Annotated in this window: 18 protein-coding genes and 1 riboswitch; of the genes, 14 read left to right on the top strand and 4 right to left on the bottom strand. The window is 63.5% G+C overall.

Annotated features, from left to right (window positions below):
* The first annotated feature begins 7 nt into the window (after positions 1-7).
* Complete coding sequence (locus CO671_RS06855) at positions 8-949, top strand: LysR family transcriptional regulator (RefSeq protein WP_170964940.1); 942 nt, start codon at positions 8-10, stop codon at positions 947-949.
* Between the two features lie 99 nt (positions 950-1,048).
* Positions 1,049-1,204, top strand: a complete 156-nt coding sequence (locus tag CO671_RS06850) for an entericidin A/B family lipoprotein (RefSeq protein WP_097605299.1) — start codon at positions 1,049-1,051, stop codon at positions 1,202-1,204.
* A 122-nt stretch (positions 1,205-1,326) separates the two neighbouring features.
* Here the strand turns inward: CO671_RS06850 and CO671_RS06845 are convergent, their stop codons facing one another.
* A complete protein-coding gene (locus tag CO671_RS06845) occupies positions 1,327-1,674 on the bottom strand; it encodes a hypothetical protein (RefSeq protein ID WP_010034672.1) in 348 nt (115 codons plus the stop codon).
* Between the two features lie 32 nt (positions 1,675-1,706).
* A complete protein-coding gene (locus tag CO671_RS06840; RefSeq protein WP_170964939.1) occupies positions 1,707-2,711 on the bottom strand; it encodes a glycine betaine ABC transporter substrate-binding protein in 1,005 nt (334 codons plus the stop codon).
* A gap of 690 nt (positions 2,712-3,401) precedes the next feature.
* Between CO671_RS06840 and CO671_RS06835 the strand changes: the two genes are divergently transcribed.
* Both CO671_RS06835 and CO671_RS06830 read left to right on the top strand, forming a co-directional pair.
* The gene (locus CO671_RS06835) at positions 3,402-4,856 is read left to right on the top strand and encodes a cobyric acid synthase (protein WP_010034670.1); all 1,455 of its coding nucleotides are present in this window, start codon (positions 3,402-3,404) and stop codon (positions 4,854-4,856) included.
* Between the two features lie 125 nt (positions 4,857-4,981).
* Complete coding sequence (locus CO671_RS06830) at positions 4,982-6,217, top strand: adenylate/guanylate cyclase domain-containing protein (protein ID WP_245424954.1); 1,236 nt, start codon at positions 4,982-4,984, stop codon at positions 6,215-6,217.
* 4 nt (positions 6,218-6,221) lie between these two features.
* On the opposite strand, the gene CO671_RS06825 is transcribed toward CO671_RS06830, so the two are convergent.
* Positions 6,222-8,012 carry a chloride channel protein gene (locus CO671_RS06825; protein ID WP_097605297.1) on the bottom strand — a complete coding sequence of 597 codons (1,791 nt, stop codon included), beginning with the start codon at positions 8,010-8,012 and terminating at the stop codon, positions 6,222-6,224.
* A 251-nt stretch (positions 8,013-8,263) separates the two neighbouring features.
* Positions 8,264-8,660, top strand: a riboswitch (cobalamin riboswitch).
* 348 nt (positions 8,661-9,008) lie between these two features.
* Between CO671_RS06825 and cobU the strand changes: the two genes are divergently transcribed.
* Genes cobU through cobO form a run of 4 tightly spaced genes read left to right on the top strand, consistent with a single transcriptional unit; the run spans position 9,009 to position 15,157 of the window.
* Positions 9,009-9,533, top strand: a complete 525-nt coding sequence (gene cobU, locus CO671_RS06815; RefSeq protein ID WP_097605296.1) for a bifunctional adenosylcobinamide kinase/adenosylcobinamide-phosphate guanylyltransferase — start codon at positions 9,009-9,011, stop codon at positions 9,531-9,533.
* Positions 9,534-9,539: 6 nt separating this feature from the next.
* Complete coding sequence (gene cobW / locus CO671_RS06810) at positions 9,540-10,586, top strand: cobalamin biosynthesis protein CobW (RefSeq protein WP_097605295.1); 1,047 nt, start codon at positions 9,540-9,542, stop codon at positions 10,584-10,586.
* A 3-nt stretch (positions 10,587-10,589) separates the two neighbouring features.
* Entirely contained in the window at positions 10,590-14,525 is a 3,936-nt protein-coding gene (cobN, locus tag CO671_RS06805; RefSeq protein WP_097605294.1) for a cobaltochelatase subunit CobN, read from the top strand.
* Entirely contained in the window at positions 14,522-15,157 is a 636-nt protein-coding gene (gene cobO, locus CO671_RS06800) for a cob(I)yrinic acid a,c-diamide adenosyltransferase (protein ID WP_097605293.1), read from the top strand. Before cobN ends, cobO begins: the two co-directional genes overlap by 4 nt.
* A 21-nt stretch (positions 15,158-15,178) precedes the next feature.
* On the opposite strand, the gene CO671_RS06795 is transcribed toward cobO, so the two are convergent.
* Positions 15,179-15,964, bottom strand: coding sequence for a TSUP family transporter (locus CO671_RS06795; protein ID WP_097605292.1), 786 nt, complete (start codon positions 15,962-15,964; stop codon positions 15,179-15,181).
* A gap of 98 nt (positions 15,965-16,062) precedes the next feature.
* Here CO671_RS06795 and CO671_RS06790 point away from each other — a divergent pair, with 98 nt between their 5' ends.
* The 6 genes from CO671_RS06790 (at position 16,063) to cbiB (ending at position 22,004) form a co-directional block, all read left to right on the top strand.
* A complete protein-coding gene (locus tag CO671_RS06790) occupies positions 16,063-16,482 on the top strand; it encodes a cobalamin biosynthesis protein (protein ID WP_097605291.1) in 420 nt (139 codons plus the stop codon).
* 69 nt (positions 16,483-16,551) lie between these two features.
* Complete coding sequence (locus CO671_RS06785; RefSeq protein ID WP_097605290.1) at positions 16,552-17,502, top strand: nucleoside hydrolase; 951 nt, start codon at positions 16,552-16,554, stop codon at positions 17,500-17,502.
* Between the two features lie 299 nt (positions 17,503-17,801).
* Positions 17,802-18,641: a uroporphyrinogen-III C-methyltransferase gene (cobA, locus tag CO671_RS06780; protein WP_077989325.1), complete on the top strand. Its 840-nt coding sequence runs from the start codon at positions 17,802-17,804 to the stop codon at positions 18,639-18,641.
* The gene (locus CO671_RS06775) at positions 18,638-19,945 is read left to right on the top strand and encodes a cobyrinate a,c-diamide synthase (RefSeq protein WP_097605289.1); all 1,308 of its coding nucleotides are present in this window, start codon (positions 18,638-18,640) and stop codon (positions 19,943-19,945) included. Before cobA ends, CO671_RS06775 begins: the two co-directional genes overlap by 4 nt.
* A complete protein-coding gene (locus CO671_RS06770) occupies positions 19,942-21,027 on the top strand; it encodes a threonine-phosphate decarboxylase (protein WP_097605288.1) in 1,086 nt (361 codons plus the stop codon). Before CO671_RS06775 ends, CO671_RS06770 begins: the two co-directional genes overlap by 4 nt.
* Positions 21,024-22,004 (top strand): adenosylcobinamide-phosphate synthase CbiB, encoded by a 981-nt coding sequence (gene cbiB / locus CO671_RS06765; RefSeq protein ID WP_077989322.1) that lies wholly within the window; start codon positions 21,024-21,026, stop codon positions 22,002-22,004. Before CO671_RS06770 ends, cbiB begins: the two co-directional genes overlap by 4 nt.
* Positions 22,005-22,026: the final 22 nt, after the last annotated feature.

Below are 22,026 nucleotides of genomic sequence, written 5' to 3'. Positions count from 1 at the left end.
AAACCAAATGATATTGGGTTATAAATCAGAAAAATTGAAAGATGCGACGATGAGCCTACCCTTTCGCCGTCCCATTCCTTTGCTTGACAACGATGTGCTGCGCACTTTCGTCGCCATCGCCGAAACGGGCAATTTTTCCACTGCCGCCGAGGCCGTCTTCCGCACGCCGTCGGCCGTCTCCATGCAGATCAAGAAGCTCGAGGAACAGCTCGGCGCGACGCTGTTTTTGCGTGATGCCCGCTCGGTGACGCTGACGCGTCATGGCGAGATGCTGCTTTCTTACGCCCGCAACATCCTGGCGCTGTCGAACGAAGCGGTATCGCGCTTCATCATGCCGGAGCTGACCGGTGTCGTGAGACTGGGCGCTCCCGAGGATATCGGCGAGCGGCTGCTGCCAAGAATTCTGAAGAGCTTTGCCGAAAGCTATCCCGGCATCATGGTCGACGTGACGATCGACATGAGCGTTGGCCTCAAGAAGCGCATGGAGGAGCAGCGGCTCGACCTGGCGCTGATCAACTGCGCCACGCGGCCGTTCCCGACCGGCGGCGAGGTGGTGTTCCGCGAGCGGCTGGTCTGGGCCGGCGCCCGTTGCGGTTCGGCCCATCGCCGCGATCCTTTGCCGATCTCGATCTGGGAGGACGGCTGCATCTGGCGCCAGGAGGCGCTCTCCCAGCTCGAACGCAACAAGCGGCCTTATCGCGTCGCCTATCTCAGCGGTCACACGATGGCCCAGCGTGCCGCCGTGCTTTCCGATCTCGCCATCGCGCCGCTGCCGCTTTCCTATGTCAGCGAGGACATGGCGATCCTCGGACTGCAGGAAGGACTGCCGGAGCTCGGCTCCTTCGATATCCGGCTGCTGACCGCCGCCCAGGTGTCAGGCCCGATCGAGACGGTGGCCGACAGCATCCGCGGCGCTTTTGCCGAAAGAGCGAAGGCTGTTGCCGCCTGAGGATGCCTTTCAACCGTTGAACCTTTTGTTCCCTTGTGCGTTATCGGCGCGAACGGCATAAGTGGCGTTCGGGGTTGATTTTAAACAAGGATATTCGAAATGACGACAACGGCCAAAATTGCCGCAGCCTTCATGGTTCTTCTCGCGCTTTCCTCCTGCGGCAACACGATCCGCGGCATTGGAAAAGATACGGCGAACGCCGTCAACGCCACGCAGGATGCCGGCCGCTCGGTCGATCGGGCTGCGAAGAAGTGATCAGTCGGTAGGTTTGCCTGCGTGATAACCCTGAGGCTTAAAAACCGGACCACTCTGGCGAGTGGCCGGGACGGGGCCGGGGTCCGGACCGTCCTAACGGACGGCCGGGTCCGGATCACCTTTCAGGTGACCGGGGGATATGCCTTTTCGAGGCCGCCGGATCGGCTGAGACCGGTTCGGAAGGCTTGGTAGGCGGGATGCTGGCTTGAGCGGGCCGTCTCCATCAGCCGTATCTGCAGCCGATCTGGCGCCTGCGTTCCGAGCCACAATCCAAGATTTTCAAGCTTCAGCGAGTTCAGGAAACGCGATTCCGTGGCAAGGTCGAGATGGCGCCGCAGACCGTCGAGCAGGTTATCGTCCTGCGCGGCGTTTTCCATGAGCAGGGCCAGATAGGATTTATCGGCTTCTGACAGCGCGGCGAGCTTTTCCGCGACGGTATCGCGGTCGGGGAAGGGAATGTTGGCTGTCATTCGAATCGTCCGGTCGTTGGTGCTATCTGCCGTTATAGGCTCGCTTTGACTTTCTCGGCTACATCGACCGGCACCCATTTCATCCACAGGCTCTCGTAATTACGCAGGAAATAGATCGCGGCATCCTCGTTGCTTTCGCGGTTTTCATCCTGCCAGGCGAGCACCTGATTGATCGTCTCATTGTCCCATTTGCGGCTCTTGAGATAGGCGGTGACAGGTCCGGCGCGGCTGGCGAAAGACCTGGTCATCAGCGTGAAGGCGCGCGAGACCGGATAGGAGTTGAGCTGGGGTCTGAGACAGCCGGCAACCGCCGTGCAGCGGTCCCATTCGGTCTTGCTGTGTCCGACGCCGAAGCTCAGCCGCGTCATATCGTATTTGCCGAGGATGGCGGTCGGCGCCCAGTAATAGCCGAGCCAGCCGATCTTGTTGTCGAAAGCTCGGGCGATCGAGGCGTCGAGCCGTTCGGGGCTGCCGGTCTCGACGAGTTCGAAGCCTTTCTTGTCGGCGGCAAGCGCCTTGAAGAGGTTGGTGGTCGATATCTGGCAGCTCCAGTCGGCAGGGCAGTTGTAAACGGCGCCCTTCGATTCATCATCCTCGGCAGGGAAGAGGTCGGGACGTTTCAATGCGTCTTCGACCGAGCGGATATCCGGATTGGCGTCGGCAATGAATTTCGGGATCCACCAACCTTCAACGGCGCCATCGGCAAGGATTTCGGCGCCCTGCACCAGACGGCCGGAGTTGACCGCCTGATCGAGCAAGGCCCTGACGGAGTTGATCCAGTATTCGGAGGCGATGTCGGGCATGCCTTTCTCGTTCATCGAGGCGAAGGTCGGAAGGGTGTCGCCCGCGACGATGGTGACGGAGCAGCCATAGCCTTTTTCCAGAATGATCTTGTCGAAATTGGCCGCAATGCCGGCCGAGGCCCATTTCATCTCGGCAATCGAAACCTTGCCGCATTCGGCGGCCTCGGCAGGCGCAGCAGTGGTAAAAAGAGCCGCGGCAAAGACGGCCGGAACCAAAAGCCTCTTCATCGTCATCCCTAAATTCTTCTTAGGTGGACGCGCTCTCGGATCTAAAATCCGCCGGTAGGTCTTTCCGGCGCCTGAAAGGGAAATGCCTGCCGGGCGATGCCGCAACAGGCTTTCCGGTTCACGGGCGCCGTCGTCCTTGCGGCTCCAACAGCTCGTCGCAGGCCATATTCAACAGTGGCGCATTTTGGTGAAGCCTACGCGTTCGCTCGTAGAAATCAACCGTCTTCTGCTCATGGTTGCGTGTCTAAATCATTGAATTCGAAGAATTTATGTCACAATCCCGAAAATGGCGGCTTTCAGCGAAAATACGCGCTGTCCGCGAGCGCCGGCGGGTCTTCTGCAGAAATCTTGGCGAGAATATCAAAAAAAGTCAAAATTAACATTTGCGTAAGCCTTCAATAACTCTCCGGTAAGAATGTGCCGCTATCAGTTGGGTCGTGGCGGCAACAACCGCTGCTTCTCCGGTTCAGGTAGTGCGTACCGGAGGAAGCGAGCTTCGCCGTGTAGGGGCGAAGACGCCTGAGTTTTCGGCAAACCGCGCAGAGCCAAGGCCATGCGCGGTTTTCGCGTTTTCGCGGGGACATGCCAAGTCTTGATCTCGCTGAAGCCTTGATTGCGGCCAAGCCTTGATCGGGGCCAGTCTTGACCCGGGATCGGCGGCCATTGTAGGCCTCGCCTCAACGAAAGGCGACGGCCATGGCAAGAGCGATCATGCTGCAGGGAACCGGCTCGGATGTCGGCAAGACGGTGCTGGTTGCGGGTCTCTGTCGGCTGGCGGCCAATCGCGGACTGGCAGTCCGGCCGTTCAAGCCTCAGAACATGTCGAACAATGCGGCGGTTGCCGACGACGGCGGCGAGATCGGCCGGGCGCAATGGCTGCAGTCGTTGGCCGCCCGCACGCCGTCCTCGGTGCATATGAATCCGGTGCTGCTCAAGCCGCAATCGGAAAACGGCAGTCAGATCATCGTGCAGGGCAGCGTGTTCGGACAGGCGAAGGGGCGGGATTATCAGCGGCTGAAGCCGCGACTGCTCGGCGCCGTGCTCGAGAGCTTCGAAACAGTGGCTGCCGGCGCCGACCTCGTCGTCGTCGAGGGCGCCGGCTCGCCGGCTGAAATCAATCTCAGAGCCGGCGATATCGCCAATATGGGCTTTGCGACGAAGGCGGGCGTGCCCGTCGTGCTCGTCGGCGATATCGACCGCGGTGGCGTCATCGCCTCGCTGGTCGGCACGCATGCGATTCTCGACGGAGGCGATCGAGCGATGATCGCCGGCTATATCATCAACAAGTTCCGCGGCGATGTTTCGCTGTTTGACGATGGCATCCGCGCCATCCAAGGCTTCACCGGCTGGCCCTGCTTCGGCATCGTGCCGTGGCTGCCGGATGCCGCGCGCCTGCCGGCCGAAGATTCGGTCGTGCTCGAACGGCTGGTGAGGAGCGGGACGGGGGCGCTGAAAATCGCCGTGCCGATGCTGCCGCGCATTGCCAATTTCGACGATCTCGATCCGCTGAGAGCGGAGCCGGATGTCGAACTGGTCTTCGTGCGATCAGGCGAGCGGCTGCCTGTCGATGCGAGCCTGGTCATTCTTCCCGGCTCGAAATCGACGATTTCGGATCTCGCCGATCTCAGGGTTCAAGGCTGGGACCGCGATCTTGCGGCGCATGTCCGGCGCGGTGGCCGGGTGATCGGCATTTGCGGCGGCTACCAGATGCTAGGTCGCACGGTACACGATCCGCTCGGCATAGAAGGCGGGACGATCGAGGCGGCGGGGCTTGCACTGCTCGACGTCGAGACCGAGATGGCGCCTGAGAAGACCGTGCGCAACAGCCAGGCCCGTTCGACCGAATACGACGTATCGCTCGCCGGCTACCAGATCCACCTCGGCGTCACCCGCGGCCCGGATTGCGTCCGACCCTCGGCGATTGTCGACGGCGTGCCCGACGGAGCGCTGTCGGCCGACGGGCGGATCATGGGCACTTATCTGCATGGGCTCTTCGGCAGCGACGCCTACCGCGCTCGGCTGCTTCAGAGCTTTGGCCTATCCGGCGAGCGGCGGAATTACCGTGACAGCGTCGAGCAGGCGCTCGACGAGATCGCCGGGGAATTGGAACGTCACCTCGATCCGCACTGGCTGGCGGGGCTGCTCGGTTAGCCGCAGCGGTGCGGCCGAATTGCGCATCACTTTCACTCGACCGGGAGTAGCATCTCGACAGGAAGCAGGCTAATGAATGGGAAGCGCGCGATATCGCTCTTTCATCGCCTGTCCGGCGATTTAGGCTGCGAGCCTCGACGGTCCGAAAGATTCCTTCAGCTTGTCGCCCTCATTCGGAGATTGAAAAAATTAACGATCATATTCAGTGGCTTATCGAGCAGGGAATCACCTGTGAGCATATTGGCGACCTCGTCGCCGGTCTATGCGACCGGCTGATTGCGGCCGGCATTCCGATCTGGCGTGCGAGCATCAGAATGCCTTCCCTCCATCCCATGTATCGCGGCGTCGCCGCCAATTTCGAGCGGGGCGGTGCAATCGTTCTCGAGAATGCGGAGCATGGCAGCGAGACGGAACGCAGCTTCGAGATGACGCCGATCTTTCACCTTTTGAGCCGCGGCGAAAAAACCGGGCGATGGAACCTGGCGAAAGGCGAGGGGCTCCAGTATGCCGAGCTTCACGAATTCGCGCTTGCCGGCGGCACGGATCACGTCATCAGCATTTTCGAATTCCCGAAGGAGGTCGCGCTACGCGGACTGGGCTTTTCGCTCACCAGCGATGCGCCCGGCGGATTTTCTGACGACCAACTGGCGATCATCCAGGAGCTGCTGCCGGCTCTGGGGTTGGCCGCCTACCGTGTCGCGGTTTCGAAGACCGCGACGGAAATCCTCGCGGTCTATACCGGCGCCAGAACGAGTGCGCGTATCCTGGCAGGCGAAACCCGCAGGGGAATGGGCGGCTCCATCGATGCCGCCATCCTGCTCGCCGACCTGCGCAATTTCACGGCGCTGACCGAAATCTATCAGCCTGCGGAGATCGTCGGGTTTCTCAACGAGCATTTCGAGCTGATCGACCGGCATGTCGAGGAAAATTCCGGCGAGATTCTGAAATTCATGGGTGACAGCGTCCTGGCGATTTTTCCGACGGAGGCCGATGACCCGCAGAAGGCCTGCAAGGCGGCGCTGACTTCGGCCCAAAATCTGCTGAAGGCAAACGAAGAGCTCAATCGCGAGCGCACGCGCAACGGGGGGCCGGATATCGGTATCGATGTCGTCTTGCATCTCGGCGAGGTTTTCTACGGAAATGTCGGCGCTCACGGCAGGCTGGACTTCACGGTGATCGGCAGAGCCGTCAACGAGGCTTCGCGGCTGGAAAAGCTGTGCGGAATGCTTGAGCAGCACCTGCTGCTGTCGGAGAGCTTCGCGGCGACCTGTGCCGTGCCCTGTGACTATCTCGGGTCTTTCGAGCTGCGCGGCGTTTCGAAGAGGGCCGACGTCTTCAGGCTTGCCGGCGCCGCCTCGTAGCGGCTCAGATCTCGCCCGATACCTCGCGGCGGCGGCGATCGAGTTCTTCGCTGTAGCGGCGCAGCGTGTGGCTTTCGCTGAGCTGGCCGACCACCTTGCGCTCGATCAGATTGTTGACGACGGCAAGCGCTTCGCTTTCGCTCTTGTCGAAGATCGCCGCCGCCTGCCTGGCGTTCATCTGCGGCTGCAGGAAATCATTGCGGTAGCGGACGAAATCGGCAAGCGTCTGGCCCTCGTCCTGGACATCGGTCGGGTTGGCGTAGATTTCGGGCACCAGCACGAGCCCGGCATATTTGTCGTTCTCCTCGACGAGAATGACACGCTGGGTCGAGCCGATCGGGAAGGCCGTCTTGAACTCCTCCAAGGAGATGCCCGCCTTTGCGGTCTTGACGTCGGCGCGCATCAGCTTGTTCACCGTCAGGTTGCGGATCCAGCCGACGTCGTGGGCGCTGCGGATGCTTTCGCCGCGCAGATGGAAGCGCCAGGTGGCGAAGGAATAGCCGAAGGTCGAGCGCACGACGAGCGAGGAGGTGATGACGGCGGCAAGCACCAGCGCCGTGATCGGAAAATCGCCGGTGATCTCGAGCGCCAGGAAGGTCATCGTCAGCGGTCCGCCGATGACAGCGACGGCGAGCGAACTCATCCCGACCACGGCATAGATGACCGGCGTCAGCGTGGCATCGGCGAAATAGGGACCGCAATAGGCAAAGAGCTTGCCGAGCAGGGCGCCCATGAACAGCGAGGCGAAAAACAGGCCGCCCCTGAAGCCGGAACCGATCGAAATTGCCGAGGCCAGCGATTTCAGCAGAAAGAGGCTGATCAGGGCCGGGATCGTCACGTCGCGGGAAAGGTTGAGGTGCAGTGCGCCGTGACCGGCCGATAGCACCTGCGGCGAGATCATCGCGAGAAGTCCGACGATGATGCCGCCGAGCGCCGGGCGAAAGGGCGGGGCGATCGAGCTTTTGCGCGCAAGCTCCTCGACGAAGGCCACGCCCTGCATGAGAAGAATGCCAACGCCGGCGCAGAAGACGCCGAGCAGCAGCGCCGGGACATAATCGGCTGGAACGACGGAGCCGAAACTGCCGATATCGATGGTGAAATCGCCTTCGGCAAGCAATCTCGCGATGAGGGTGGAAACGAGGGCGGAGACGACGACCGGGGTCAGCGAGACGATCGTATAGGTGCCGATGATCAGCTCGAAGGCGTAGAACGCGCCGGTCAGCGGCGCGTTGAAGGCGGCGGCGATGGCGCCGGCCGCACCGCAGCCGACGAGAATGCGCAGGTCCGAGCGGCGCAGCTGCAGCTTCAGGCCGAACTTGGAGGCAATGCCGGCGGCAAGCTGGGTATAGCCGGCCTCTAGGCCGACGGAGGCGCCGAAGCCGTTGGAGATCAGGTTCTGGACGGCGACGATGATGCTGTCGGTCAGGGAGAGACGGCCACCATGCAGCGCATTGGCCTCGATCGGATCGACCATCGGCTTCTTGCGCCGTTTGGCGAGCACCAGGAGCAGCATGCCGAGCAGAACGCCGCCGACGACCGGCGCGGTGAGCAGCAGCATCTTGTCCTCGATGACCGACGCGCTCAGCCTTTCGGTGTCGGCGATGCCGAAGACCAACTGGTGCAGCTCATTGGAAACGTAGCTCATGCCGGTGACGGCAAGCCCCGAGGCGATGCCGACGACGGCGCCTGCCAGCGACAGGCCGACTTCGCTGCGGCGGGTCAGCGCGCGCAGCCGTCCCGGGTCGAAGAAAACACGCAGCGCGCGGAAACGGCGCCGATCCAATTTCATAAGCATGGCTAGACAACTAGGCGGGGAGAGGCCCGGTCAAGGGCGGCGGTGCTGTCCGCTTGCGATGCAATTGCGGCGAAAAGCCGGCGCGGGGGACAAATTTTTATGATGTAAGTCTCTGATTAAAGACGATGTTTTCGGTAGAGTAAGTCGTATTGTTGGAAGCTTTCTATCCCCGCCCGTCGCCTCGGGCGTCAACGCCGGTTGACTCTATCCTCTGGCTTGCCTAACCATCCCTCAACGGATGGTCGCCTGACCATCCTGACATAACGGATGGTTCCGGATTGGCAGTTGCCCTTCCGGATGAAAAGGGAATGTGACGGGGCGGACCCAAGCCGGGCGCCTTCATCACAGCCGACCCCGCGACTGTAGAGCGGTCAGGGTCTTCCATCCGGCATCGAGCCCTTCCGGCCGGCGGCCTGCAATCGTGCAGGCAAGCGGGACGGGTGATGTGCCGGAAAAGCCACTGGAAATGCATGGTGATCAACCGGGGTCGGACGCCTCTATTTCTACGAATCGTCCACCTTTTCACCGATGCAGCCGGGAAGGCGAGGCGGATCCGCCGGCACGATCAGGGGCGACCGGTTTCCGGTCCGCCCCGATCGCGGCCGATAACCGCGAGCCAGGAGACCTGCCTTCCGTGCCGGGCGAAAAGCCCACCCTGGGTAAGAGACCCGCTGCCAGCACGGAGGTTGTTTTGGCTGAACGTTTGAATTCGGCGCGGCCTGGTGCGGCAGATGGCGGGCTTTCGGCCTCCTGCGTCGAGTATGTGGCACCCCCCTCTGTCCTGCCGGACATCTCCCCCAGAAGGGGGGAGATCGGATCGGCGCACCGGCTTCCCCAAACGATCGATGTTGGGCGAAGGTCATGCCACTTGCCGATCTCCCCACCTGTGGGGGAGATGTCCGGCAGGACAGAGGGGGGTATTACGTCCTCGTCGGCCAACTATAGTATACGCGGAGCAAATCGAAGCACCGCCCTCCGTAGCGGGAGTGTCGCGGCATGACCGATCTCGTCGCCAATTCCACCCTCGTCCTCGGTGGCGCGCGCTCTGGGAAATCCCGCTTCGCCGAAAACCTCGTCACATCGAGCGGCCTCGGGTGCCATTACGTCGCGACCGGCCGGGCATGGGACGAGGAGATGCAGGCGCGTATCGACCAGCACAGGGCTGATCGCGGCCCGTCCTGGACAACGCATGAGGAGCCGCTCGATCTTGTCGGCAAGCTTGCGGCCATCGACGGCGAGGACCGTGTGGTGCTCATCGACTGCCTGACGCTCTGGGTCACCAACCTGATGATGGAAGAGCGCGACATGGCAGCGGAATTTGCAGGGCTCGTCGATTTCGTGGGGCAAGCAAAGGCGCGGCTGGTCTTCGTCTCCAACGAAGTCGGGCTCGGCATCGTGCCGGAAAATCGCATGGCGCGGGATTTTCGCGATCATGCCGGCCGTCTCCACCAGATGATCGCGGCGAAGGCCGCCGAAGTCTATTTCATCGCGGCAGGCCTGCCGCTGAAAATGAAGGGTTAAAGTTTCATGAACCAGAAGATTCCCGCAACCGTCATCACCGGCTTTCTCGGTGCCGGCAAGACGACGATGATCCGCAACCTGCTGACCAATGCAGGCGGCAAAAAAATCGCGCTCATCATCAACGAGTTCGGCGATCTCGGCGTCGATGGCGACGTGCTGAAGGGCTGCGGTGCCGAAAACTGCAGCGAGGACGACATCATCGAGCTGACCAATGGCTGCATCTGCTGCACCGTTGCCGACGATTTCATTCCGACGATGACAAAGCTGCTCGAGCGCGAACAGCGGCCCGACCATATCGTCATCGAAACCTCGGGCCTCGCCTTGCCGCAGCCGCTGGTCGCCGCCTTCAACTGGCCTGACATCCGCACCCAGGTGACCGTCGACGGCGTCATCACCGTGGTCGACAGCGCGGCTGTCGCTGCCGGCCGCTTTGCCGACGACCACGATGCCGTCGAGGCGGCGCGCAGCGAGGATGAATCGCTCGATCACGAAAGCCCGATCGAGGAGCTGTTCGAGGATCAGCTCACCTGCGCCGATCTGATCGTGCTCAACAAGACCGATCTGATCGATGTGGCCGGTCTCGGCCGCGTGCGCGACGAGGTCGCTTCCCGCACCCAGCGCAAGCCCGTGATGATCGAGGCGAGAAACGGCGAGGTGCCGGCCGGCATCCTGCTCGGCCTCGGTATCGGCACGGAGAATGATCTCGCTAACCGCAAGTCGCACCACGAACTGGAGCATGAGGACGGCACGCCGCACGATCACGACGAGTTCGACAGCTTCGTCGTCGAGCTCGGCCCGATCGTCGATGTTGCCGGCTTCGTCGAGCGGCTGAAGACGATCATCGCTGCCCACGACGTGTTGCGTCTCAAGGGCTTTGTCGACGTTTCCGGGAAGCCGATGCGCCTGCAGCTTCAGGCGGTCGGCAGCCGCATCGATCACTATTTCGATCGTGCCTGGGCAGCCGGTGAAAGGCGCGCCACGCGCCTCGTCGTCATCGGCCTGCATGAGATGGATGAGGACGCCGTGAGAACGGCGATCGAGGCGCTGGCTTAACCGATGCATCTGCTTCTGGCCCAGCAGGGAACGATCAGCGACGGCGAGGAGGCAATCGACCTCGGGCAGACGCCGGGCGATATCCTGTTCCTGTCGGCCGCCGACAGCGAGCTGGCGGCGATCGCGGCCGCCCATCGCGCGCGGGGTGGGGCGCCGTCGCTGAGGCTCGCCAGCCTGATGAGCCTGAAACATCCGATGTCGGTCGATACCTATGTCGAGCGCACGGCACGGCATGCGAAGCTCATCATCGTGCGCGCACTCGGCGGCGCCAGCTATTTCCATTATGCGCTGGAGGCGCTGCATGCCTGTGCGGCCCGCAGCGGCGCGCTGATCGCCGTGCTGCCGGGTGACGCCAGGCCGGATGCGGGGCTGACACCGTTTTCCAACATCGGGCTCGATGATCTCAATGCCCTGTGGGCCTATCTGATCGAGGGCGGCGATGCCAATGCACGCGCCTTTCTCGATTATGCCGGAGCGATGCTTTCGGGAGGAGAGAAGCCGGCACCGGCGGTGCCGCTGATGAAGGCGGGAATCTGGTGGCCGGGGCGGGGGCTGATCGGCGTGGAGGAGTGGTGGCAGGTTGCCGGTTCGCATGTTGCGCCACCTTCGGCCGCCGAGCGTGGGACGGAGAAGGTGGAACTCGAACCCACAACATCCCCCATCGTCGCCATCAGCTTCTACCGCGCCCTCGTCCAAAGCGGCGAAACCCGCCCCATCGAAGCGATAATCGAAGCCTTGCAGGCACTTGGTTTCCGGCCGCTGCCGGTATTTGCCTATAGCCTCAAGGATGCTGTCTCCACAGGCATTCTCGAAAGCGTATTTTCGGCGCTGAAACCCGATGTCGTAATCAACACGACCGGTTTTGCGGTCTCGGCACCCGGCGCCGATCGGCAGCCGACGGTGCTGGAGGCGAACGGCGCGGTGGTGCTGCAGGCGATCCTGTCGGCCTCGTCGCGGGAGGCGTGGGCGGCCTCCTCGCAAGGCCTGTCGGCGCGCGATCTCGGCATGAACGTGGCGCTGCCCGAGGTCGACGGCCGGGTGCTGGCGCGGGCGGTCTCCTTCAAGACGGCGGCGCGTTACGATGCGGCGGTCGAGACGAACATCGTTGCCAGCGAACCGGACGCCGGCCGGGTGCGCTATACGGCGGAACTCGCCGCCAATTGGGCGCGGCTGCGCGCCATGTCGGCGCGTGACCGGCGCATCGCCCTCGTCATGGCGAATTATCCGAATCGCGACGGCCGGCTCGGCAACGGGGTCGGTCTGGATACGCCGGCCGGCAGCATCGAGGTGCTGCGTGCGATGGAAGCAGGGGGGTATCCGGCCGCCGATATTCCGGCCGACGGCGACGCGCTGATCCGGCATCTGATGCACGGGCCGACCAATTCAGGGCATGACGGCCGGGTGATCCGCGAGACGTTATCCTTGAGTCGTTACAACAGTTTCCTGGCGTCTCTTCCCAATCAGATTCAGGATGAGGTGAGGGCCCGCTGGGGCGAACCAGAGAACGATCCGTATTTTCGCGACGGCGCCTTCGCCCTGCCTTTCGCCCGCTTCGGCGGCGTTCTCGTCGGCATTCAGCCGGCGCGCGGCTATAATATCGATCCGAAGGAAAGCTACCATTCGCCGGACCTCGTGCCGCCGCACGGTTATCTTGCCTTCTACGCTTTCCTGCGCCGCGAGTTCGGCGCCGACGCCGTCATCCATATGGGCAAACACGGCAATCTCGAATGGCTGCCGGGCAAGGCGCTGGCGCTGTCGGAGAACTGTTATCCCGAGGCCATCCTCGGACCGCTGCCGCATCTTTATCCCTTTATCGTCAACGATCCGGGCGAGGGCACACAGGCCAAGCGGCGGGCCGCCGCCGTCATCATCGATCATCTGACGCCGCCTTTGACGCGGGCCGAGAGCTATGGACCGCTCAAGGATCTGGAAGCGCTGGTCGACGAATATTACGAGGCCTCAGGTGGCGACCCGCGCCGCATCCGGCTGCTCAGCCGGCAGATTCTCGATCTTGTCACCGATATCGGCCTCGACCGGGATGCCGGCATAATCAGCGGCGAAAGCGAGGGCGAGGCGCTGAAGAAGCTCGACGCCTATCTCTGCGACCTCAAGGAAATGCAGATCCGCGACGGGCTGCATGTCTTCGGGGTGGCGCCGGAAGGGCGGCTGCTGACGGATCTGACCGTGGCGCTGGCACGAGTGCCGCGCGGGCTGGGTGAGGGCGGGGATGCGAGCTTGCAGCGGGCGATTGCGGGGGATGTGTTGGAAAACCCCTCCCCAACCCCTCCCCACAAGGGGGAGGGACTTACCGTTGAGCGTGCGGTTACCTCTGAGATCAAAGTCGATGACGAGACAACGCGCCCAGCAAGCCCCTCCCACCTGTGGGGAGGGGTTGGGGAGGGGTCTTCTTTTGACCCTCTCGACTGCGACATGGCCGCTGCCTGGGCCGGCCCACGTCCACCAATCCTGGCCGACCTCGTGGATGCCCCCTGGCGCACCAATGGTGACACCGTCGAGCGGATCGAGCTGCTGGCGGCCAGGCTGGTCTCCGGGGAGATTGCCTGCCCCGCGGAATGGACGGCGACGCAGGCGGTGCTCTCCGAGATCGAGACCCGTCTTAAACCCTCGATCCTCGCCTGCGGCCCGGCGGAGATATCCGGCCTGCTTGCCGGCCTCGACGGCCGCTTCGTGGCCCCTGGTCCCTCCGGCGCGCCGACGCGTGGGCGGCCTGATGTGCTGCCGACCGGGCGCAATTTTTATTCGGTCGACAGCCGCGCGGTGCCGACGCCGGCGGCTTACGAACTTGGCAGGAAATCGGCAGAACTGCTGGTACGCCGCTATGTGCAGGACCACGGCGAATGGCCTGATACCGTCGGCCTGACGGCCTGGGGGACGTCGAATATGCGCACCGGCGGCGACGATATCGCCCAGGCGCTGGCGCTGATCGGCGTCAAGCCGCTCTGGGATATGAGCTCGCGGCGGGTCACCGGTTATGAGATCATACCGCCGGCGGTGCTTGGGCGGCCTCGCGTTGACGTGACGCTGAGAATTTCCGGCTTCTTTCGCGACGCTTTTCCCGAGCAGATCGCCTTGTTCGACAAGGCGGTTCGCGCCGTCGGCGCGCTCGAAGAGGACGATGCCGACAATCCGGTCGCAGCGCGCATGCGCGGCGAAGCGGCAAGGCTTGCTGCCGCCGGTCTCGACGCCGCCTCGGCGAAACGGCGGGCGGGTTACCGGGTCTTCGGCTCGAAACCCGGCGCTTACGGTGCCGGGTTGCAAGCGCTGATCGACGAAAAGGGCTGGGAGCGGCGCGCCGATCTCGCCGAGGCCTATCTCGTCTGGGGCAGCTATGCCTATGGCGCCGGCGAGGAGGGCAAGGCCGAACGCGGCTTGTTCGAGGAGCGGCTGCGCTCGGTGCAAGCCGTCATTCAGAACCAGGACAACCGCGAGCATGACCTGCTCGACAGCGACGACTATTACCAGTTCGAGGGTGGCATGGCGGCTGCGGCCGAGTCGCTGAGCGGCGCGCGTCCGGCAATCTATCATAATGATCATTCGAGACCCGAGCGGCCGGTGATCCGTTCGCTGGAGGAAGAGATCGGCCGGGTGGTGCGCGGGCGGGTGGTCAATCCGAAATGGATATCCGGCGTCATGCGCCATGGCTACAAGGGAGCGGCCGAAATCGCCGCCACCGTCGATTATCTCTTCGCCTTCGCGGCGACGACGGGGGCGGTCGGCGCGCACCATTTCGAAGCGGTCTATCAGGCTTTCGTCGCCGATCCCGCCGTGCGCGATTTCATGGTCGAGAAGAACCCTGCGGCATTCGACGAGATGAAGGAGCGGCTGCGCGAATCGATCGACCGCGAGCTCTGGACGCCGCGCAGCAATTCGGCCCGGTTTGACCTGGCCGCCACGCAACTGAATGAGGTGCACCGATGAACGACGAAACTCCGGAAAACGAAGCGGCCAAGGATGATGCACGCCACGCCGAGAAGATGGCGAAGAAGAAGGCTGCACGCGACAAGATCATGGCGACAAAGACGGACGGCAAGGGCCTAATCATCGTCCATACCGGCAAGGGCAAGGGTAAGTCGTCGGCCGCCTTCGGCATGATCTTCCGCCATATCGCCCACGGCAAGCCATCGGCCGTTGTCCAGTTCATCAAGGGAGCGATGTGGACCGGCGAACGCGATCTGATCGAGAAGCATTTCTCCGATCTCTGCCAGTTCCACACGATGGGCGAGGGTTTTACCTGGGAAACGCAGGACCGCGCCCGCGATGTTGCAGCCGCCTCGGCCGCCTGGGAAAAGGCCAAGGAGCTGATCCGCGACGAGCGCCATTCCATGGTGTTGCTCGACGAGATCAACATCGCACTGCGCTACGACTATCTCGATATCAGCGAGGTGGTGGCGTTCCTGAAAACCGAGAAGCCCCACATGACGCATGTCGTGCTGACGGGGCGCAACGCCAAGGATGAGCTGATCGAGATTGCCGATCTCGTGACCGAGATGGAGCTGATCAAGCATCCCTTCCGCTCGGGGATCAAGGGCCAGGCAGGCGTCGAGTTCTGAGGCGCTTGGAGGGTTCGGCGGTTAGGCGCCGAGCCAGACGCGCAGCGGGTTCGCGGGATCGGCGAGCAGCTTTACCGCCAAGGCCAGGCAGACGATGACGAGCAGCGGCTTGATCAGCTTGGCGCCGATGCGCATGGCGAGCCGCGAGCCCAGCTGCGCGCCGAGGAACTGGCAGATACCCATCAACAGGCCGATCTTCCACAGGATGGCGCCGAAGCTCGCAAAGACGATGAGCGCGCCGAGGTTGGAGCCGAGATTGAGAAGCTTGGTATGGGCAGTCGCCTTCAGCACGCCGAAGCCGGCCAGCGTGACGAAGGCGAGCATGAAGAAGGAACCGGTGCCGGGGCCGAAGATGCCGTCGTAAAAGCCGATGGCCGGCACCAAGGTCAGGCCGAAGACGAAAGGCGTGATGATCCGGTGTTTGTCGAGATCATTGAGGTTCGGCTTGACGGCGAAGAAGATCGCGATCGCCAGGAGCAGCACCGGCATGATCGCCTGCAGCACCTGTCCTGGCACGATGGTTGCAAGGGCTGCGCCGATCGCCCCGCCCATCACGGCCATCAGCGCCATCGGCAGCTGTTCGTGCAGTTGCACATGGCCCTTGCGGGCATAGGCGAGCGTTGCCGAGGCGGCGCCGAAGATCGACTGCACCTTGTTGGTGCCGAGCGTCTGCAGCGGCGGAATGCCGGCAATCAGCATGGCGGGGACGGTGATGAGGCCGCCGCCGCCGGCGATGGCATCGACGAAACCGGCAAAGAAGGCAGCAGCGCAGAGCAGCAGAAGCAGATGGAGGGCGATGTCAGGCAAGAGGCTATTCCAGAAGGGTTTTCAGCCGGCTTGTTGCATTTCCCCCTCCAAGCTGCAATGGCTGCGAGGACACAGCGCGGGCGCATTCGACGGCTTCCATGAGTGATATTTCTTTCGATAGCGCGAGGCGACATGTGCTCGGGCTCGGCTGCGAGCGCGGGACGCCGTCCGGGGAGGTGCTGGTGCTTGCCGTCGAGGCGTTGAAGGCGGCCGGCATCGGCGGGACGGAGCTTGCTGCCATCGCTTCCATCGACAGCCGCGGGCAAGAACCGGCGATCCTTGCCGTTGCGGCGCATTTTGGCGTGCCTGCCGTTTTCTTCGATGCACTGCGGCTGGAGCAGGAAACGCCGCGGCTCAAAAATCCCTCGGCCATCGTCTTTGCTCGCGTCGGCTGCCATGGCGTGGCGGAATCGGCGGCGCTTGCGGCGATCGGCGCGGATGCCGAACTGATGCTCGGCAAGATCAAATCCGCGCATGCGACAGCGGCGATTGCCCGCATCGGCTTGCAGAAACCCTGACGGTCGTTATGTTGGCGGCAACTCGCGGCGCCAACCGGCAGCTCAGCGATTTATATCTAGAGGACAATCATGCACAAGGTCATTTATGACACTGACCCGGGCGTTGACGACGCCATGGCGCTTCTTTTCCTGCACCGTCATCCCGAGATCGATGTGATCGGCATCACCACCGTTTTCGGCAATGCCTCGGTCGAGACGACGACACGCAATGCGCTTTTCCTCAAGCGTGAATGGGATATTCCGGCACCCGTCGCCAAGGGCGCGAGCGTCACCATCGATGCGGCGCGCGCCGAGCGGGAATGGCCGGCCATGGTGCATGGGGACAACGGCCTCGGCAATATCGAGGTGCCGCACACGATCGACCTGCCGCTCGATCCCCGGCCGGCGCACCGCTTCATCATCGACACGGTACGGGCCAATCCCGGCGAGGTCAGGCTGGTGGCCGTCGGCCGGATGACCAATCTGGCGATGGCGCTGAAGGAAGACCCCGAGATTGCCGGCCTGGTGAAGGACGTTGTCATCATGGGCGGCAATTTCTATGTGCCGGGCAATGTCTCGCCGGTCGCCGAAGCCAATATTCACGGCGATCCCGAGGCGGCAGATATCGTCATGACGGCGCCTTGGAAGGTGGTCGTCATCGGCCTCGACGTCACCTCGATCACCACGATGAGCCGCAGCTATCTCGGCGCAATGGCGGCCAAGGGCGACGGCGCGGTGAAGCTGCTCGACGGGCTGTCGCAGCATTACATCGATTTCTACACCCATGCGGTCGATGACGGCATGATGGTGCATGACAGCTGCGCCGCCGTTTACGTCGTGGCGCCTGAGCTTTTCACCACCATCACCGGCGCGGTGCGCGTCGTCTGCGGCGGCATCGCCGATGGTCAGACGGTGATCAAACCGGACGGCCGCCGCTTCCCGCCGGGCGACTGGGACGGCCTGCCGAGCCAGATCGTCGCTACGGGAATCGAGTCTGAAAAGGTGATCGATCTGATCCGCGATACGTTGCTTCGGGCTTGATACGGTAGAAGGTCGGTTACAGCCTGCTGACAAGGGCCGCCAACGCCTCTTTCGTCATGCTCGGGCCTGTCCGGAGCATCTGCTTCCGGTCGATAGGGCAGCAGATCCTCGGCACAAGGCCGAGGATGACGACGCGCGGGAGGTGAGCGTTATTCATTATAACATTCATAGCCTTGTCCGGATTTCCCGAGAATTCGAATCCGCCTCCTCGCAAAGTGAATCATCGTCAACTCAGCAACTTCAAGTGAGGTGGCGCGGGCGGCGTTGACCTTGATCCTTGGTGGGCCTAGATCAACAAAATGATGAACAGCGCATTCTCACATTTGCCGGCGCTGGAGCCGGGCAGTGTCTGGCTCGTCGGCGCCGGTCCCGGCGATCCCGGGCTGTTGACGCTGCTTGCCGCCAAGGGATTGGCGGAGGCGGATGTGGTCGTGCACGACGCGCTGGTCAACGAGGACTGTCTGAAGCTCGCACGGCCAGGGGCGGAACTGGAATATGCCGGAAAACGCGGCGGCAAGCCGTCTGCCAAGCAGCGGGATATTTCGCTCCGGCTGGTGGAGCTGGCGCGCGCCGGCAAGCGGGTGCTGCGGCTGAAGGGCGGCGATCCCTTCGTCTTCGGGCGGGGCGGGGAAGAGGCGCTGACGCTGGTCGAGCACAACATCCCCTTCCGCATCGTACCGGGCATTACCGCCGGTATCGGCGGGCTTGCCTATGCCGGCATTCCGGTGACGCATCGGGAGATCAATCATGCCGTGACCTTTCTCACCGGCCATGATTCCTCCGGGATCGTGCCCGATGCGATCAATTGGGAAGCGATCGGCAAGGGTTCTCCCGTCATCGTCATGTATATGGCGATGAAGCATATCGCCCAGATCAGCGCCAATCTGATGGCGTCGGGCCGCCCGGCGTCCGAGCCGGTGGCTTTCGTCTGCAACGCGGCGACCGGCGCGCAACAGGTGCTGGAGACGACGCTCGGCGAAGCGACCGATGCAGCTGAAGCCTCCGGGCTCGAGCCACCGGCGATCGTCGTGGTCGGTGAAGTGGTGCGGCTGCGGGCTTCGCTCGACTGGCTCGGCGCCCTTGCAGGCAGGCGGCTGCAGCCTGATCCTTTCGGGCGCTCCGGCAAGGTGACGGCATGAGCGGCCTCCTGATCGCAGCCCCTTCCTCCGGCGCCGGCAAGACGACGGTAACGCTTGGGCTGCTGAGGGCGCTTCGCCGGCGCGGTATCGCGGTCGCGCCGGGAAAGGCCGGGCCCGATTACATCGATCCCGCCTTCCATGCGGCGGCAAACGGCACGCCCTGCCTGAATTTCGACCCCTGGGCGATGCGCCCGGAGCTGATCTCGGCCAATGCCACGCTGCACCGTTCCGGCGACCGCATTCTCGTGATCGAGGCGATGATGGGGCTGTTCGACGGGGCGGCTGACGGGAAGGGGACGGCGGCCGATCTTGCCGCCCAGCTCGGTCTTTCCGTCGTGCTCGTCGTCGATGCCTCGCGCATGTCGCAGTCCGTGGCGCCGCTGGTATCAGGTTTTGCCGGTTTCCGCGCCGATGTCCGCGTTGCCGGCGTCATTCTCAACAAGGTCGGCAGCGAGCGGCACGAGGCGATGCTGCGTCAGGCGCTCGAGGCGATTCGCATGCCTGTTATCGCGGTGATCGGCAGCGACAGGGCGCTGGCCTTGCCGGAACGCCATCTCGGCCTCGTCCAGGCCGGCGAACATGCCACCCTCGAGAATTTCATCGACCATGCGGCGGACGCCGTTTCCGAGGAGTGCAATTTCGAATTTCTGCTGCGCATCGCAAGGCAGGGCCTCAACCGGCCGTCGGCGGCCAATATCGACCGACTGATGCCGATCGGCGCCCGGGTTGCCGTGGCGCGCGATGTCGCCTTCGCCTTTTCCTATGAGCATATGCTGCTTGGCTGGCGGCGGCGCGGGGCGGATATCTCCTTTTTCTCGCCGCTTGCCGACGAGGCGCCGGCCGCTGATGCCGATGCGATCTATCTTCCGGGCGGTTATCCCGAGCTGCATGCCGGGCGGCTTTCCCAAGCGCAAAATTTTCGCGCCGGCATGCTCGATGCGGCGGCGCGCGGCATCCGGATCTACGGTGAGTGCGGCGGCTATATGGTGCTGGGCGATGGGCTGATCGATGCGGAGGGCAGGCGCCACGAAATGCTCGGCCTGCTGCCTGTTGTCACCAGCTATGCCAAGCGCCGGCGCCATCTCGGCTATCGCCGTGTGACCCCGCTTGACGGCGCCTTCTTCGCGCGGACCATGACGGCGCATGAATTCCACTATTCAACAGTCGTCTCCGAGGGGGAGGGAAAGCGGCTGTTTACAGCGCAAGATGCGCTCGGCACTGATCTCGGTGCTGTCGGGCTCCGGCGCGGCCAGGTGGCGGGCTCCTACATGCATCTGATCGACCTTGCGAGAGCGGCCGGGTGAGCGCGCCGATCGCCCATGGCGGCGGCATCACCGCCGCAGCCGCCGCTTTTGGCGGCAGGCCAGAGAACTGGCTCGACCTTTCCACCGGCATCAATCCATGCCCGCTCGCCCTGCCGGAGATCCCGACAAGGGCCTGGCACCGTCTGCCGGACAGCTATCTGGTCGACGAGGCAAGGCGGGCGGCGCGGCATTACTATGGCAGCGGCGAGATACTGCCGCTGCCGGTGCCGGGCACGCAATCGGTGATTCAGCTTCTGCCGCGCCTGCTTCGACGGGGACGCCAGTTCGCTGTGACGGATGATAGGGTCGCCGTGACGGACGACAAAGTCGCCGTGACGGACGATAAAATCGCCGTGACGGACAATAGGATTGCCGTGGTGTCGCCGACTTATGGCGAATATGCGCGCGCCTTCGCCTCGGCCGGTTTTGCCGTCGACGCGGTCGACGATATCGCTGCGATCGGCGGCCAATATCGGCTTGCCGTTGTCGTCAATCCGAACAATCCCGACGGGCGGGTATGGCCGGCCGAAGCGTTGGCAGCTCTGCACGACAGGATGAAATCGGCAAATGGGCTGCTTGTTGTCGACGAGGCTTTCGGGGATGCCGATCCGGCGCTGAGCCTCGCAGCCCGCGCGCAAGACCTTCCCAACCTGATAATCTTCCGTTCGTTCGGCAAGTTCTTCGGGCTTGCCGGCCTGCGGCTCGGTTTTGCAATCGCGCGCGAGGATATTCTCGCGCGGTTCGAGGACTGGCTTGGCCCCTGGGCGGTCTCCGGCCCGGCGCTGTCGCTTGCCGCCTCGCTGCTTGGTTCGGATGTGGCTGCGATCCGCCGCTCTCTCGATGAACGCAGCGGCGCGCTGCAGGCGGCACTAAGCGCTGCCGGGTTGCGGAGCAGGGGGGGAACGGCGTTGTTCACGCTTGTCGCCGATCCCAGGGCGAGCGACATTTACACGCATCTTTGCCGGCATCATATTCTCGTCCGCAAGTTCGATTATGCGCCGGATTGGCTGCGTTTCGGGTTGACGCCCGATGCGGCGGCGGACAGACGGCTTGGCGCAGCCCTTCAAGGATTTGAGCGATGATGATCGACGAAAACCTCCTCGTGCTGCTTCTGGCGCTGCTGCTCGACCGGATCGTCGGCGATCCGCAATGGCTGTGGTCGCGGGTGCCGCATCCCGTCGTCATCTTCGGCGCGGCGATCTCTTACGCCGATCAGCAGCTCAATCCCTCAAGCCTCACGGGCTCTCAGCGCCGGATGAACGGCGTTGCGGCGATCCTGGCGCTGCTTGTGTTGTCGATCGCTGCAGGCTTCGTGTTCGACCGGTTTTTCGCGCTCTTCGGCCTTGCCGGCCTCGTGCTGGAGGCCGGGCTGGTGGCGATCTTCTTGGCGCAAAAGAGCCTGGCCGATCATGTCGCGGCCGTCGCTACGGCCTTGCGCGGCGAGGGGCTTGCCGGCGGCCGGAACGCCGTCTCCCGCATCGTCGGGCGCGATCCGGAGACACTCGACGAGCCGGCCGTCTGCCGCGCGGCGATCGAAAGCCTTGCAGAAAATTTCTCCGACGGCGTCGTGGCGCCGGCCCTTTGGTATGCCGTCCTCGGGTTGCCGGGCCTGCTCGCTTACAAGATGCTGAACACGGCGGATTCGATGATCGGCCACAGGTCGGAAAAATACATCGATTTCGGCTGGGCCGCGGCTCGGCTGGACGATATCGCCAACTGGCCGGCCGCCCGGCTCTCCGTCCTATTGATCGCCGCCGGCGCCTGGATCCGGCGCGGCATGAGCCCCTGCCGCGAGGCGATCCGGGTGGCGATGCGCGACGGTGGCCTGCACCGCTCGCCGAATTCCGGCCGGCCGGAGGCGGCAATGGCCGGTGCTCTCAACGTCCAGCTCGCCGGTCCGCGCATCTATGGCGGTGTCATCGTGACTGAGCCGATGATCAACAACGCCGGCCGGGACGTTGCCACCGCCGGCGATATCGAGGACGGTGTGTCGGTGTTCTATGCCAGCTGCATGGTGCTTACCGGTCTGATCTTCGGATTGTTTTTATGTTTCTTGTAGGATGTGCCGTGAGGCACCGCAG

Source organism: Rhizobium sp. M10 (genome assembly GCF_002531955.1).
Taxonomy (GTDB): Bacteria; Pseudomonadota; Alphaproteobacteria; order Rhizobiales; family Rhizobiaceae; genus Rhizobium; species Rhizobium etli_C.
Note: the sequence above shows the minus strand (reverse complement) of the source record. Positions and strands in the feature narration are given on the sequence as shown.